This is a genomic window from Microbacterium sp. ZW T2_14, from assembly GCF_044987405.1.
Classification (GTDB): Bacteria; Actinomycetota; Actinomycetes; order Actinomycetales; family Microbacteriaceae; genus Microbacterium.
The window spans coordinates 40,227-55,369 of record NZ_JBJDRK010000035.1; the positions used below are offsets into that span (position 1 = coordinate 40,227).

13 protein-coding genes are annotated in these 15,143 nt (G+C 70.0%); 6 read left to right on the plus strand and 7 right to left on the minus strand.

The annotated features are described in order from the left end of the window. Positions 1-16: 16 nt before the first annotated feature. Entirely contained in the window at positions 17-154 is a 138-nt protein-coding gene (locus ACI3KY_RS12840) for a hypothetical protein (protein ID WP_404930559.1), read from the minus strand. A gap of 277 nt (positions 155-431) precedes the next feature. Between ACI3KY_RS12840 and pulA the strand changes: the two genes are divergently transcribed. Beyond that, positions 432-6,230: a pullulanase-type alpha-1,6-glucosidase gene (gene pulA / locus ACI3KY_RS12845; protein WP_404930560.1), complete on the plus strand. Its 5,799-nt coding sequence runs from the start codon at positions 432-434 to the stop codon at positions 6,228-6,230. A 49-nt stretch (positions 6,231-6,279) separates the two neighbouring features. Here pulA and ACI3KY_RS12850 read toward each other — a convergent pair whose 3' ends face one another. The 4 genes from ACI3KY_RS12850 to ACI3KY_RS12865 are packed head-to-tail and all read right to left on the minus strand — an operon-like array spanning position 6,280 to position 7,685. Next, a complete protein-coding gene (locus tag ACI3KY_RS12850; protein WP_404930561.1) occupies positions 6,280-6,726 on the minus strand; it encodes a hypothetical protein in 447 nt (148 codons plus the stop codon). After that, positions 6,723-7,070, minus strand: a complete 348-nt coding sequence (locus tag ACI3KY_RS12855; protein WP_194412635.1) for a hypothetical protein — start codon at positions 7,068-7,070, stop codon at positions 6,723-6,725. Before ACI3KY_RS12855 ends, ACI3KY_RS12850 begins: the two co-directional genes overlap by 4 nt. Before the next feature lie 26 nt (positions 7,071-7,096). Continuing rightward, positions 7,097-7,465 (minus strand): bleomycin resistance protein, encoded by a 369-nt coding sequence (locus ACI3KY_RS12860; RefSeq protein ID WP_404930562.1) that lies wholly within the window; start codon positions 7,463-7,465, stop codon positions 7,097-7,099. 40 nt (positions 7,466-7,505) lie between these two features. After that, positions 7,506-7,685 carry a hypothetical protein gene (locus ACI3KY_RS12865; RefSeq protein WP_404930563.1) on the minus strand — a complete coding sequence of 60 codons (180 nt, stop codon included), beginning with the start codon at positions 7,683-7,685 and terminating at the stop codon, positions 7,506-7,508. Positions 7,686-7,887: 202 nt separating this feature from the next. Between ACI3KY_RS12865 and ACI3KY_RS12870 the strand changes: the two genes are divergently transcribed. After that, positions 7,888-8,262, plus strand: a complete 375-nt coding sequence (locus ACI3KY_RS12870) for a YciI family protein (RefSeq protein ID WP_404930564.1) — start codon at positions 7,888-7,890, stop codon at positions 8,260-8,262. A gap of 81 nt (positions 8,263-8,343) precedes the next feature. Here ACI3KY_RS12870 and ACI3KY_RS12875 read toward each other — a convergent pair whose 3' ends face one another. Continuing rightward, positions 8,344-10,041: a choice-of-anchor I family protein gene (locus ACI3KY_RS12875; protein WP_404930565.1), complete on the minus strand. Its 1,698-nt coding sequence runs from the start codon at positions 10,039-10,041 to the stop codon at positions 8,344-8,346. A gap of 233 nt (positions 10,042-10,274) precedes the next feature. On the opposite strand from ACI3KY_RS12875, the gene ACI3KY_RS12880 reads away from it, so the two are divergent. From ACI3KY_RS12880 to ACI3KY_RS12890, 3 genes are all read left to right on the plus strand, one after another. Next, positions 10,275-11,450, plus strand: coding sequence for an acyl-CoA dehydrogenase family protein (locus ACI3KY_RS12880; protein WP_404930566.1), 1,176 nt, complete (start codon positions 10,275-10,277; stop codon positions 11,448-11,450). Positions 11,451-11,491: 41 nt separating this feature from the next. Then, a complete protein-coding gene (mmsB, locus tag ACI3KY_RS12885) occupies positions 11,492-12,391 on the plus strand; it encodes a 3-hydroxyisobutyrate dehydrogenase (protein WP_404930567.1) in 900 nt (299 codons plus the stop codon). Between the two features lie 117 nt (positions 12,392-12,508). Continuing rightward, a complete protein-coding gene (locus tag ACI3KY_RS12890) occupies positions 12,509-13,285 on the plus strand; it encodes an enoyl-CoA hydratase (RefSeq protein ID WP_404930568.1) in 777 nt (258 codons plus the stop codon). A gap of 242 nt (positions 13,286-13,527) precedes the next feature. On the opposite strand, the gene ACI3KY_RS12895 is transcribed toward ACI3KY_RS12890, so the two are convergent. After that, complete coding sequence (locus ACI3KY_RS12895; RefSeq protein ID WP_404930569.1) at positions 13,528-14,064, minus strand: MarR family winged helix-turn-helix transcriptional regulator; 537 nt, start codon at positions 14,062-14,064, stop codon at positions 13,528-13,530. 179 nt (positions 14,065-14,243) lie between these two features. Between ACI3KY_RS12895 and ACI3KY_RS12900 the strand changes: the two genes are divergently transcribed. Then, positions 14,244-15,020, plus strand: a complete 777-nt coding sequence (locus ACI3KY_RS12900; protein WP_404930570.1) for an electron transfer flavoprotein subunit beta/FixA family protein — start codon at positions 14,244-14,246, stop codon at positions 15,018-15,020. Positions 15,021-15,143 lie beyond the last annotated feature (123 nt).

The window sequence follows — 15,143 nt, forward strand, 5'->3', positions numbered from 1 at the left end:
GAGCCCCGGTCGCCGGTCAGGCCGGCTCCGTCGTGCGGATCAGGCCGCAGTTCGCGCACGACCAGGCGACGAGGAATCGCTCATCGTCGAGGATCTCGAACCTCAGGGGATCCCCGCAGGTCGGGCACGCTCGTGGATCGGGCGCCTGCGTCATCCCCTCAGCCTAGGCATCGCGGGCGGCACGGCGGCCCCTCTCGCCGCAGTCGCTTCCCCGCTCGCGCGCAGCTCGGCGCCGCCGCGGTTCGGCGAAACAAAGTGCAAGCGGTTGCGACAACGCCGACTGAACGGATGCCGGGAGCGGCGGCATCCGCCAGATGAAAGCGTTCTCATGATGTAAGCGCTTGCAGTTCCGGTGAACTCGCTGTTAGTGTCGGCGGCACACTGCACCATGGGCACGTCGGCGTGCCCACCGCCCCACCCCAGGAGCTTCCGTGTCGAAGTCGACCCGTCCCCGTGCCCGCATCGCGGCCGCCGCCCTTGCGGCGGCCGCCCTCGTCCTCACCGGGGGAGCGGTCGCCATCGCCCCCGCTGCCGCGGCGGAGCGCACGTTCGCGCTCGTCGGCAGCCTGCAGTCCGAGCTCGGCTGCTCGGCCGACTGGCAGCCGGAATGCGCCGCCACCGAGCTCGCGGCGACGGACGCGACCGGCGTCTACGCCGCCGAGTTCGAGGTGCCCGCCGGCACGTACGAGTACAAGGTGGCGGTCAACGACGCGTGGGACGAGTCGTATGGGCTGAACGGCGGCACCGACAACATCCCGCTCACCGTCGCCGGCCCGGCGAGCCTGCGGTTCCTCTTCGACGACGCCACGCATCGCGTCGGCGTCGAGGTGCAGAGCCTGCGCGCCGGCTACACCGCCGACGACGACGCGCTGGTCGCGCCGCCGGTGCGCCAACCGGGCAGCCAGGAGCAGTTCTACTTCGTGATGACCGACCGCTTCGCGAACGGCGACGCCAGCAACGACGCCGGCGGGCTGACCGGCGACCGCCTGACGACGGGCCTCGACCCGACGGACAAGGGGTTCTACAACGGCGGTGACATCGCGGGCCTCCGCGAGAAGCTGGACTACATCGACGACCTCGGCACCACCGCCATCTGGCTCACGCCGAGCTTCAAGAACAAGCCGGTGCAGGGGGTCGGCGCCAACGCGAGCGCGGGCTACCACGGCTACTGGATCACCGACTTCACGCAGATCGATCCGCACCTCGGCACCAACGCCGAGCTGGAGGCGCTCATCGCCGAGGCGCACGCCAAGGGCATCAAGGTCTACTTCGACATCATCACGAACCACACCGCCGACGTGGTCGACTACGCCGAGAAGCAGTACGGCTACATCGATCAGGCGACCTCGCCCTACACGGACGCCCAGGGCGCCGCCTTCGACCCGCACACCTACGCCGGCACCGACACGTTCCCGGCGCTCGACCCGGCGACGTCGTTCCCTTACACGCCGGTGATCGCCGACGCCGACAAGGACCTCAAGGTGCCGGCGTGGCTGAACGACCCGACGCTCTACCACAACCGCGGCAACTCGACGTGGGCCGGCGAGTCCGTCACGTACGGCGACTTCGACGGCCTCGACGACATCATGACCGAGAGCCCCACGGTCGTGAACGGGTTCGTCGACGTCTACCAGCAGTGGATCGACCTCGGCATCGACGGCTTCCGCATCGACACCGCGAAGCACGTGAACTTCGAGTTCTGGCAGCAGTGGTCGACCCAGGTGCTCGAGTACGCCCGCACGGTGGCGAAGAAGCCGGACTTCTTCATGTTCGGCGAGGTCTACGACGCCGACCCGGTCAAGCTCTCGCCCTATGTCCGCCAGACCGACATGTCGAGCGTGCTCGACTTCACCTTCCAGAGCGGCGCCACGTCCTACGCGAAGGGCGGCTCGGCCGCGCTGCTGCAGAACCTCTACGCCGGCGACGACCACTACACGACCCCGCACTCGTCCGCGACGGCGCTGCCGACCTTCCTCGGCAACCACGACATGGGCCGCGCGGGCTTCTTCCTGAAGGACGCCGACCACGCCGCCCAGCGCGACCTGCTGGCGCACGACCTGATGTTCCTGGGTCGCGGCCAGCCGGTGGTGTACTACGGCGACGAGCAGGGCTTCGTCGGAACCGGCGGCGACAAGGACGCCCGCCAGTCGCTCTTCGCCAGCGAGGTGCCGTCGTACCAGAGCCAGAGCCTCATCGACGGCACGACCGCAGGGTCGGTCGACCGCTACGACACCTCCGCGCCGATCTACACGCACATCGCCGGGCTCGCGGCCCTGCGCGAGGCGCACCCCACCTTGGTGACGGGCGCCCAGATCGAGCGTCACGCCGACGACGGCGCCGGCGTGTACGCCTTCTCACGCGTCGACCGCGAGGACAAGGTCGAGTACCTCGTCGCCCTCAACAACACCACGGCCGACAAGACGGTCGACGTCACGACCCTCACCGCCGACGCGTCGTTCGCACCGGTCTACGGCACCACCGCGGCGATCTCGACGGATGCCGCGGCCGCGGCATCCGTCACCGTGCCGGCCCTCTCGGCCGTCGTGTATCGCGCCGACCAGACCGTGACCGCCCGCGCGGAGGCATCCGCGATCACCGTGGCGGTGCCGGCGGCCGGGGCCGGACTCACCGGTTCGGCGGCGATCGGGGTCGACATCGACGCCACCTCTGCGCAGCCCGCGACGTGGCAGGAGACGAGCTTCGCGTGGCGCGTCGTCGGGTCCGGCGAGTGGCACGCCCTCGGCACGGCCGAAGACACTGCGCCCGGCGTCTTCCACGATGTCGACGGCCTCGCCGCCGGCACGCTGATCGAGTACCGTGCCGTGACGACGGATGCCGCGGGCCACCACGCCGCCGCCTCGACCTACGCGTCAGTGGGTAACCGCGTCAGCCTCGGCGTCGACGAGACGCCCGAGGAGCCGGAGGAGCCGGAGCCCCAGACGCCGACCGAGTACGGCGCGGTGAGCGTCGCCGGCAGCTTCAACGACGAGGCCGGGTGCCCCGGAGACTGGCAGCCCGACTGCGCCGCGGTGCAGATGACGAAGGTGGACGGCATCTGGACGCTCGCCCTCGAGAACCTCGCGGCCGGAACGTACGAGTACAAGATCGCCACCGAGAAGAAGTGGGACGAGAACTACGGCGCCGGCGGCGCCCAGAACGGGTCCAACATCGTCCTCACCCACGCGGGCGGACCGATCACGTTCTTCTTCGACCCGCGCACGAAGAACATCCGCTCGACCGCCGACGGCCCCGTCATCACGCTGCCCGGCTCGCTGCAGAGCGAGCTCGGATGCGCCGGCGACTGGGCTCCGGACTGCCTCGCCACGATGATGTTCGACCGTGACGGCGACGGCGTCTTCCAGTTCACCACCGACGACCTCCCGACCGGTTCGTACGAGGTGAAGGTGATGCACAACCGCAGCTGGAGCGAGAACTACGGCGCCGGCGGCGCCCCCGGCGGAGCGAACATCGCGTTCAGCGCCAGCACCGGCAAGGTGGTGACGTTCCGCTACGACCTCCAGACGCACGTGCTGACCGTGAAGGCCAGCGACCCGCCGCTCGCGGGCACCGGCGAGCTGCGCGCGCAGTGGATCGACGCCGAGACCATCGCGTGGCCGGCCGACCTCGGTGCGCCGGCGGCCGAGGCGACGTGGCAGCTGTTCGGATCCCCGGATGCCTCGCTCGGCCTCTCGGCTGACCGCGAGGTGACCGGCGGCTCGGACCCGATCACGCTGAGCCGGATCGATGGTGGGCTCACCGACGCGCAGAAGGAGCGGTTCCCCGCTCTCGCGGGCGCGGTGGCGCTGCACGTCGACGGCGTCTCCCGAGAGGCGGCCGCCGACCTGCTGACCGGGCAGCTCATGGTCGCCCAGCAGGGGGCCGGCGGGGCGCTCGCCGCGTTCACCGGCGTGCAGACGGCCGGCGTGCTCGACGACCTGTACGCCGACGCCGTCGGCGACAGCGACCTCGGGGTGACGTTCGCCAAGGACAAGCCGACGTTCCGCCTGTGGGCGCCGACGGCGCAGCGCGCGACGCTGCTGACGTGGGAGCCCTCGACCGGGACCACGGCAGCGGAACCGGTGCGCCACGAGGCGACGTGGGATGCGGCATCCGGAATCTGGACCGTGAAGGGCACGAAGGCGCTCGCGGGCGACGAGTACCTGTGGGAGGTCGTCGTCTACGCGCCGACCACCGGGAAGATCGAGACGAACCAGGTCACCGACCCGTACTCGGTCGCACTGACGACCAACTCGGAGCGGTCGGTCGCGATCGACCTCGACGACAAGGACTGGCGCCCGAAGGCGTGGGAGAAGACGAAGGCGCCCGTCGTGGCCCGGCCGGTCGACCGCGCCATCTACGAGCTGCACGTGCGTGACTTCTCGATCGGCGACACCACCGTGCCGGAGGCGGAACGCGGCACCTACCGCGCGTTCACGCGCGACAGCGCGGGCACGGCGCAGCTGCGCCAGCTCGCCGACGCGGGCATCAACACGGTGCACCTGCTGCCGACGTTCGACATCGCCACGATCGAGGAGGACCGCGCGCAGCAGCAGACGCCGGACTGCGACCTCGCGGCGCTGCCCGCCGACAGCGACCAGCAGCAGGCGTGCATCGCCGCAGTGGCCGACACGGACGGCTTCAACTGGGGCTACGACCCGTACCACTTCTCCGTGCCCGAGGGTTCGTACGCCGTCGATCCCGAGGGCGGCGCACGCGTCGCCGAGTTCCGGTCGATGGTCGGCGCGCTGCACGGCATGGGCCTGCAGGTCGTGCTCGACCAGGTGTTCAACCACACCTCGGCATCGGGACAGGCCGACACCTCGGTGCTCGACCAGGTCGTGCCCGGCTACTACCAGCGCCTGAACGCCGCGGGCGCGGTCGAGACGTCGACGTGCTGCCAGAACGTGGCCACCGAGCACGAGGTGGCGCAGAAGCTCATGGTCGACTCGGTGGTGCTCTGGGCGCGCGAGTACAAGGTCGACGGCTTCCGCTTCGACCTCATGGGCCACCACTCCAAGGCCAACATGCTGGCGATCCGCGACGCCCTCGACGAGCTGACCCTCAAGAAGGACGGCGTCGACGGGAAGTCGATCTACCTGTACGGCGAGGGCTGGAACTTCGGCGAGGTGGCGAACAACGCCCTCTTCGAGCAGGCCACGCAGGGGCAGCTGGGCGGCACCGGCATCGGCACGTTCAGCGACCGGCTGCGCGACGCGGTGCACGGGGGCAGCCCTGTCGCGGGTGAGACGATCCAGCAGCAGGGCTTCGGCACCGGTCTCGGCACCGACCCGAACGGCGTGCCGATCAACGGCACCACGGAACAGGCTCTCGCGGATCTCGCGCATCAGACCGACCTGGTCAAGCTGGGTCTCGCGGGCAACCTGCGCGACTACACGCTGACGGCGTCGGACGGCACGGTGAAGGCGGGCGACGAGCTGGACTACCGCGGCTCGCCGGCGGGCTACGCCGAGCAGCCCGACGAGATCATCACCTACGTCGACGCGCACGACAACGAGACGCTGTACGACCTGTCGGTGATGAAGCTGCCGGCCGACACGCCGATGGCCGACCGGGTCCGCATGAACACGCTCTCGCTCGCGACCACGACCTATGCGCAGACGCCCTCGTTCTGGCACGCCGGCACCGAGCTGCTGCGTTCGAAGTCGCTCGACCGCAACAGCTACAACTCCGGCGACTGGTTCAACCGGATCGACTGGACCGGACAGCAGTCCACGTTCGGCTCAGGGCTGCCGCCGGCCGCCGACAACGACGACAACTGGGGCATCATGAAGCCGTTGCTGGCGAACCCCGCCAACAAGCCCGGTGCGTCCGACATCGCCACTGCCGAGGCATCCGCTCTCGACCTGCTCCGGGTGCGCGACGAGGTGGGTCTGCTGCGTCTCGGGTCGGCGTCGCTGATCGAGCAGAAGGTGTCGTTCCCGAACAGCGGAACGGATGCCGCGCCCGGCGTGGTCGTCATGCTCATCGACGACCTCGTGGGCAAGGATGTCGATCCGAAACTGAAGGGTGCACTGGTGGTGTTCAACGCGGGCACCGAGCCGACGACGCAGACGGTCGCCGAGCTCACCGGCCGGAAGTTCTCGCTGACGCCGGCGCTCGCCGACGGCTCCGACCCCGTCGCGAAGACCACGACGTGGGACGCCTCCACCGGAACGATCACGGTGCCGGCGCGCACCGCGGTGGTGCTGGTCGAGCCTCAGCGCCGCTGACGATCCCGGCGCTCGCTCGTCGCGCGGCGGGCGGGTGCCGGACCGGTGGCTACGGAAGCTCGAGCTCGTACACCTCGTCGTAGTCGGTGTAAGTGATCGTGACGGTGATGGGACGGTCGATCAGCTCCGCGTGCAGCGTGAAGACGTGGGTGGTGGGCGAAATGTCCGCGGTGCAGACCTCGTGGGGTGATGGGCCGAACTCGATGCGCATCTCACCGGGACTCGTCACCTCCGGCTCGGAGGGGACGGGCGGGCAGCTGCCGCTGCCCATGGTGATGACCGCGAACTCGTCGTCGTCGATCCAGCCCGCGGCCGGTTGACCGGTGAGCGGATCGGGGATGGGGCCGTCCCAGTCATCCGGGATGCCTTGCTCTGTGTCCTGCGCTGCGGAGCCGTCGCTCTCCGGGCCGCCGCCGCCGCATCCCGCGACCGCGAGCAGAGTCATCGCGGCCGAAGTGACGAGCCCGGCGGTCGCGAGCGAGCGGCGCAGGCTCACAGACTCAGACGGACGAGAAGCTGCTCGGCGGCGCTGGAAATCACGCCGAGTTCGTAGGGCACCACGAAGAGGGCGATCACGGCGAAGATCGCGATCGTCGAAACGGTCGCACGACGGATGATGCGGTCGACCAGCAGTCCCAGCACGGTGGCGATGGCGAGAGTCGCCCCCGCCACGGCCGAGAAAGCCATGCGCACGTACGCCGCGTCATCGGGCGCCGACGAGCTGGTGTTGAGCAGGCTGAGCGCCGTCGGCACGATGATGAGACCGCCGATCAGCAGGATGGGGGCCGAGAAGCCTCGCAGGCTCGTTCCGGGCCGGGGCTTCGTCGCAACGTCCGTCATGGCGTGAGCATAGCGCCGGGGCGGAGTCAGAGCGGGCTGCCGACGCGCACGAGATTGCCGCTGCGATCGACCACGGCGAACTCCCGCATGCCGTAGTCCGTGCTCACCGGGGCGACGATGCGGCTGCCCGTGGCAGGGTCGGGCACGACAGCCTTCTCCCATTCTTCGAAGACGCGCTGCGCGTCGTCGACGTAGAGGTAGCACATCGACGATGTGCGCAGCGGATCCACCGTGGGGTCCTCGGTGAAATGCAGCTCGGCGGCGCCGCGCCCGAGGATGAGGTAGCCCCACTCCTCCGGCGGCGCCCCGCGGTTCTCGAACCCGAGCCTCTCGAAGAAGCCGAGGGTCTCGCGAAGGTCGCGGCTGAGGAGGATCGGGACGGCGCGCTCGGTCACATCGGCAGGCTAGCGCGAGGCGGACGCCTTCGACAGGCGGTCAGAGCGCGGCGAGAACGGCCGGACCGAACACGGCGACCGCGGCGACCGCGACCCCGGCCACCGCGACGGCGGCGATCCCCAAGACGAGGATGTTGCCGGCGATCGTGAGCAGCAGAGCCGCCGCCCGCGGCAGCTCGCGGCGGCGGGCGATCGGGAGGGACGAGGTGGTGCTGGCCATGCTTCGACGCTACGGACGCGGTCTTCGCGCCGCGTCCACCGCGGGTCGCATCGCCGTCAGCCGAAAGGATGATGATGCTGGTGCACCGAACGCCTGCGGGACCGGAAAAAAGATTCTCGAGCGAAGTGTCGACATCGAGCGATCCCGTCCGACGACCCGAGTGAGGCTGGCGCCGGCCCGCCCGCAACGGAAGGATCAGACCATGAAGTACATGATGTTCGTCGTCACCTCGCTCGAGCCCGATGTCGAAACGGACGACTCCGACGTCGACCTCTGGGTCGACCCGCTCGACGCCAGCGGCAAGCGCGTGATCGGCGAGGTGCTGGCTCCGCAGACCGACTCCACCGTCGTGAAGGTGCGCGGCGGCAAGGTGCTCACGGCCCGCGGCCCCTACGTCGAGACCTCCGAGGTGATCTGCGGCTTCGACATCCTCGAGGTCGAAGACCTCGACGAGGCGATCTCGATCGCCTCGCGGCACCCGATGGCGCGCAACGGTCAGCTCGAGCTGCGGCCGTTCATGGTCTGGCCCGATGCCGACGCCGACGCCGCCGCGACGCAGGAGCACGCGGACGCCTGAGCCGCGGCATCCGCAATCGCGAAAGGGCGGCCCCCGTACGGGAGCCGCCCTTTCGACGGGTTCAGCCGGATCCCTCCAGGCTCAGCCGACCAGCGCGGTGATCTCGAACAGCGTGGTCGTGCCCGAGACCTCGTTGCCCACGGCGAGCAGCGGCGTGCCGGTCGCCGAGGCGGCGGCGGGGATGAAGGCGACGCCCTCGGGTCCGAGATCGCCGGCGGCCGCGAGGTCGCCGCCGTCTTCGACCGAGACCGAGAAGTCGCGGTTGTTGACGTAGGTGACGAAGCGGGATGCCGCGGGGTCGGTCACGTCGAACACGGCGACGCCGCCGACGCGCTCGAAGCCGATGAAGGCGTACGTGCGGCCTTGCACCTGCCCGATCGCGACGCCCTCGGGCTCGGGGCCCTTGTCATCGCTGCGGCCCTCGAAGTTCGACGCGGTGTGGTTCGAGTTCACGAAGCCCGGGATCGCCGCGGCCGTGAGCTGCTCGAACTGCGAGCCGGAGTCGAAGACGAGCATGCCGTCGGTGCCCCAGATCGAGAAGGACCGGCCGCCGAACGCGTACAGCTCGCTGTAGCAGCCGGCGCCGGCGTCGAAGCCGTTCTCGATCGTGACGTTCAGGCGGCCCAGTGCGGCGTCGCCGAGCGACGCGGCGAGGGGGCTCGTGGCGCAGACGCCGCCGTAGCCGTTCTTCGCCAGGTCCTTCACGCGCGAGACCTCGCTGTACTCGCCCCACTCGCGGGCGTCGCCCTCGTTCGCGGTGACGAGGTAGGTCTTGCCTCCCGCGGTGTAGGACTGGATGCCGTCGGGCATGAACAGGCCCTTGAGTCCGGGGTAGCTGCGCAGCGCGAACGCCTTGTCCTTGTCGCTCGGGTCGAGCGCGTTCTGGGCGAGCCCGAGATCCTTCGCTCCGAGCGGCCGGATGTCGGTGACCCGCGCACTCGGGATCTGCACGACGGCGATCGCATTCGCCTCCTGCAGCGCCACGTAGGCGTTGTTGCCGTCGACGGCGATGTACTCCGGCTCGAGGTTGCGGCTCACCGGGTGGTCGTCGCCGTGCGGCTGCGGCCCGAACACGCGCACATCCTCCGGCAGCGTCTTGCCGCCGCCGGCCTCGTACGCGTGGAAGTCCGCCGTCTTGACGTCCTTCTGAGCGGGCGCCGCGATGCCCTTCGGAAGCTTGACCACGCTGACCGAGCCCTCCGGGTCGACTGCGAAGTCGTCGTCCGGCTCGCCCTCGTTGGCGACCAGCGCATACTTGCCGTCCGGCACGATCGTGACCATGTCGGGGAGTGCGCCCACCTGCACCGTGCCGAGCACGGCGGATGCGGCATCCGTCGCGCGCGCGTCGAAGAACAGCAGGTGGCCCGCGTCGGTCTTCGTGGTCGACTCCACGGCGACGACGCCCAGGCCGTCGGCGCGGACGGCGACCGAGTTCGCGACGCCGGGGGAGCTGAGCGCGAACTCCTCGGTGATCGCGGCCGGGTCGGAGTAGTCGAGGACGCTGACCGAACCGGCGAGCGCGTTCACCACGAACAGGCGGTCGCCGTACGCGGCGACGATCTCTGCCGCGGACTGGTCGAATTCACCGGTCTCGTAGGTGCCGATCGGGGCGAGCGAGAGGGCCGCATCGTCCGCGGAGAAGTCGATGGGGTCGGGGACGACCGCCGCGGAGGCGGCGGCCAGCGGCGTGAACGCCATGGCGCAGGCGGCGACGGCCACGGCGCCGAGAGCTGCCAGGCGCCTCGTCGATCGGTCAGGGCGAGGTGCAGGCGAAGGCATCGGGTTCCTCGTTCGAAGGGGGCGGGTGGTGCGCAGAACGCGCACGTCGTGACTATCGCGCCGCGGTGTCCTGCCGGTGAACGAGGGGCGAACGCCGTGGTCATCGGTGCAGTCGATGGTTCACCTAGCAGATAGTTGGATGTCCATGTAAAATCATCGATGTGCCAACGTCGGCACGATCGCGTTGATCAGGATGCCCCACAAGGGCGTGCTGCATCTCTGAAGGAGCAATGGTGTCCACGATCACCCCCGTCACGTCGAGCCTCACGACCGAGGAGCGCGCCGCGATCCTCGACGCCGTCCGCGACTTCGCACAGAACGAGCTCGCACCGCATGCCCTGGAATGGGACGCGCAGTCCTTCTTCCCCCGCGACACGCTGCGCAGCGCCGGCGAACTCGGTCTCGGCGGCATCTACGCCCGCGACGACCTCGGCGGGTCCGGCCTCTCGCGCTCCGACGCGGCCGCCATCTTCGAAGAGCTGGCGCAGGGCGACCCCGCGATCGCCGCCTACATCTCCATCCACAACATGGTTGTGTGGATGATCGACACCTACGGCAGCGACGCGCAGCGCACCGAGTGGCTGCCGCTGCTCACCTCGATGGCAGGCTTCGGCAGTTACTGCCTCACCGAGCCGGGTGCCGGATCGGATGCCGCGGCCATCGCCACGAGCGCCATCCGCGTTGCGAGTGACGACGGTGGCGACGAGTACGTGCTGACCGGCGTCAAGCAGTTCATCTCCGGCGCGGGCGAGGCATCCGTCTACATCGTCATGGCCCGCACCGGCGAACCCGGGGCGCGCGGCATCACGGCGTTCCTCGTGCCCGCCGACACAACCGGCCTCTCGTTCGGCGCGATCGAGCACAAGATGGGGTGGAACGCGCAGCCGACGCGTCAGGTGATCCTCGACGAGGTGCGCGTGCCGGCTGCGAACATCCTCGGTGCCGAGGGGCAGGGCTTCAAGATCGCGATGTCGGCTCTCGACGGGGGCCGCATCAACATCGCCGCCTGCTCTCTGGGCGGCGCGCAGTGGGCGCTCGACCGTGCCGTGCGCTACGTGCACGAGCGCTTCACATTCGGCGAGCCGCTGGCCGAGAGGCAGGCGGTCGTCTTCGCGCTCGCCGACATGGCCACCGAGCTGCACGCCGCGCGCGCTCTCGTGCGCGGCGCCGCCGCGGCGCTCGACGAAAAGGCCCTGGACGCATCCATGCAGTGCGCGATGGCCAAGCGGTTCGCGACCGACGCCGGCTTCACCGTCGCCAATCAGGCACTGCAGCTTCACGGCGGCTACGGCTATCTTCACGACTACGGGATCGAGAAGGTGGTGCGCGACCTGCGCGTGCACCAGATCCTGGAGGGGACGAACGAGATCATGCGCGTCATCATCGGGCGACAGCTGCTCGCCGACTGACGTTCGTCGACCGTTCCCGCACACCGACGAGGAGATCCGAGATGAAGATCGCATTCCTGGGCCTCGGCCACATGGGCCTGCCGATGGCGAAGAACCTGGCGGCCGCCGGACACGAGGTGACAGGCTTCGACGTCATGCCGGCCGCCGTCGACACCGCCCGTGGCGCCGGGCTGACCACCGCGGGGTCGGGAACGGATGCCGCCACCGGCGCCGACGTCGTCATCACGATGTTCCAGACCGGCGCGCAGGTGCTCGACGCCTATCGCGGCAGCGACGGCGCTGCGGGGCTGCTCGAGGTCGCGGCATCCGGAGCACTGTTCGTCGACTGCTCGACGATCGCGGTCGATGAGGCCCGCGCCGCGCACGCGCTCGCCGAAGCCGCCGGTCACCGCTCGCTCGATGCTCCGGTGTCGGGCGGTGTGGTCGGCGCCGAGAATGCGACGCTCGCCTTCATGGTCGGCGGGACCGATGAGGACTTCGAAGCGGCGCGCCCGCTGCTCGAGGCGATGGGCCGCCGCGTCGTGCACTGCGGCGGCGCGGGGCTGGGGCAGGCCGCCAAGGTCTGCAACAACATGATCCTCGCCGTGTCGCAGATCGCGGTCGCGGAGGCCTTCGTGCTGGGGGAGCGGCTGGGGCTGTCGCATCAGGCGCTGTTCGATGTCGCGTCGAACGCGTCGGGGCAGTGCTGGGCACTCACGACGAACTGCCCGGTGCCCGGCCCCGTACCCACGAGCCCGGCGAACCGCAACTACCAGCCGGGCTTCGCGGGAGCGCTCATGAACAAGGACCTCGGCCTCGCCGAGCACGCCATCTCGGCGACCGGCGTCGAGGCGCGGATGGGCATGCTCGCGCGCGAGATCTATGCGCAGTACGCAGCCGGTGAGGGTGCCTCTCAGGACTTCTCGGGCATCATCAACACCATCCGCGCCGACAGCGCCTGACGGGACTCGGCGAGCGGCCCACGCCGGGCCCGGATCTGCTCGGCTGTCACGATGTGCGGTCGGAGCCGACACAATGTGACAGCGGAGCAGCACACGCGCAAGCGGGACGGAGCAGAGATGACCGAGTACGAGACGATCCTCGTCGAGACGCGCGGGCGCGTCGGGTGGATCACGCTCAACCGGCCGGAGGCGCTCAACGCGCTGAACACGCAGGTGTGCCGGGATGTCGTGGCTGCGGCATCCGTCTTCGATGCCGATGAAGCGATCGGCGCGATCGTCCTCACCGGCTCGGAGCGCGCCTTCGCGGCGGGCGCCGACATCAAGGAGATGGAGTCCAAGTCGGGACTCGACATGGTGATGGGCGACCATTTCGGCGGCTGGACGCAGTTCGCCGCCGTGCGCACGCCGGTGATCGCAGCGGTCTCCGGCTACGCGCTCGGCGGAGGATGCGAGCTGGCGATGATGTGCGACATCATCCTCGCGGCCGACACCGCGAAGTTCGGGCAGCCCGAGATCAACCTCGGCGTGATCCCCGGCATGGGCGGCTCGCAGCGCCTCGTCCGTGCGGTCGGGTACTACAAGGCCGCCGACCTGATCCTCACCGGTCGGATGATGGATGCCGCCGAAGCCGAGCGCTCCGGACTCGTCTCCCGCGTCGTGCCCACTGCCGACCTGCTCGCCGAGGCGCAGAAGACCGCCGAGACCATCGCCGCGAAGAGCCTCCCGTCGCTGTACGCCGCGAAGGCGGTGCTCGACGCCGGTCTCGAGACCTCGCTCGCCGAGGGACTGCGGCTCGAGCGCCACGTGTTCGCGAGCCTGTTCGACACGGCGGACCAGAAGGAGGGCATGGCCGCCTTCCGAGAGAAGCGGTCCCCGGACTTCCAGGGCCGCTGACGCGTTTCGTCTGGTCCCCCGGTCGTTGAGCGAGCGAGGAACGAGCGAGACGAAACGCTCGCACCCGGCGTCGACGCCGGGTCGGGGCGTTTCGTCTCGGTCGCTGGCGCTCCCTCGCTCAACGACCGGGGGCCGGGGCGTTTCGTCTCGGTCGCTGGCGCTCCCTCGCTCAACGACCGGGGGTCGGGCCGGTCCGTGCGACGACCGGAATCCCGGTCCGGTCCGCGCGACGACCGGCAGCCTCAGAGCGGCTCGGGCTGCGGGCGCGGCTCGGTGAAGTCGCCGGCGTCCTTGCGGAACCGGGCGATGATCCGCACCAGCTCCGTCGTGTCGGCATCGCTCAGACCGGGGTCCTCGAACACCTCGCTGTTGAGGGCGGCGGTCGCCCGCTCCACCAGCTCGCGGCCGGCATCGGTCAGCACGAGCATGGCCGCGCGCCCGTCGCCGGGGTGCGGCTCGCGCGACACGAGCCCGTCGCGGGCGAGCCGGTCGACGGTGTTCGTGACGCTGGTCGGGTGCACCTGCAGGCGGGCGATGGCGCTGGCCATCGGCATCCGTCCCTCGCGGGTGAAGCCGAGCAGCCGCAGCATCTCGTACCGGGCGAACGAGAGTCCGAAAGGCCTCAGCGCCGTGTCGATGCGCGCGAAGAGCAGCTGCTGCGCGCGGATGATCGACGTCACGGCGGTCATGCCCGCGGCGGCGGGTTCCCAGCCGTGGGCGATCCACTGGCGCTTGGCTTCGGCGATCGGATCGACCGGAAGACGCTTGGGTGCTGCCATGACGACCTCCTCCTTTCACCGTACCGGTCCGCGGCGGAGGCCACGGATGTCGGATGCCGCGCACCGGCGCTTATGTATACACACGGTGCGCCAGGCGGGGGTCTTCTCTGTGCATTTCCGGGGATTGGGTACATTGCGCGGGCTCGCCATAGACTCGTCCGCAGCGTGAGGAGATCGTCATGAAGATCGTCGTCCTGGTCAAGGAAGTCCCGGATACATACGGGGATCGCAAGCTGTCGCTGGAGACGGGTCTGGCCGACCGCGGCGCGAGCGAGAGGGTCCTCGACGAGATCGGCGAGCGGGCACTCGAGGTCGCGCTGTCGTACGCCGACAAGACACCGGGCACCGAGGTGGTCGTGCTCTCGATGACTCCCGAGTCCGCTTCGGCGACGGTGCGCAAGGGGCTCGCGATGGGCGCCGCGTCGGCGGTGCAGGTCGTCGACGACGCGCTCCTCGGCGCCGATCTGGGGCTGACGGCCGAGGTGCTGGCCGCGGCGCTGCAGCGGACGGGGTTCGACCTCGTGATCGCCGGCAACCAGTCCACCGACGGCACGGGCGGCGTCATCCCCGCGATGGTCGCCGAGATCCTCGACGTGCCGAGCGCGACCTACCTCAGCGCCGTCGAGATCGCCGACGACGCCGTCTCGGGCACGCGCGCGTCGGACGGCGCGACGCTGCAGGTGACCGCGCCGCTTCCCGCCGTGATCTCCATCACCGAGGCGCTCCCCGACGCCCGCTTCCCCAACTTCAAGGGCATCATGGCGGCGAAGAAGAAGCCGTTCGAGACGCTGTCGCTCGCCGAGCTCGAGGTCGAGCCGCACGACCCGACCGCGTCGCGGTCCATCGTCATCGCGTTGAGCGAGAAGCCGCCGCGCGAGGCCGGCGTGAAGATCGTCGACGAGGGCGACGCGGGCCAGAAGCTCGCGGAGTACCTGATCCAGAACCGGCTTGCGTGAGGGTGCGTGCGTGATGACGTTTGCAGATGACTCCATCCTGGTCTTCCTCGACACGACCCCCTCGGGCGGGCTCGCGAAGTCGGCGGCCGAACTGCTGGGCGCGGCTGCGTCGGTGGGCACGCC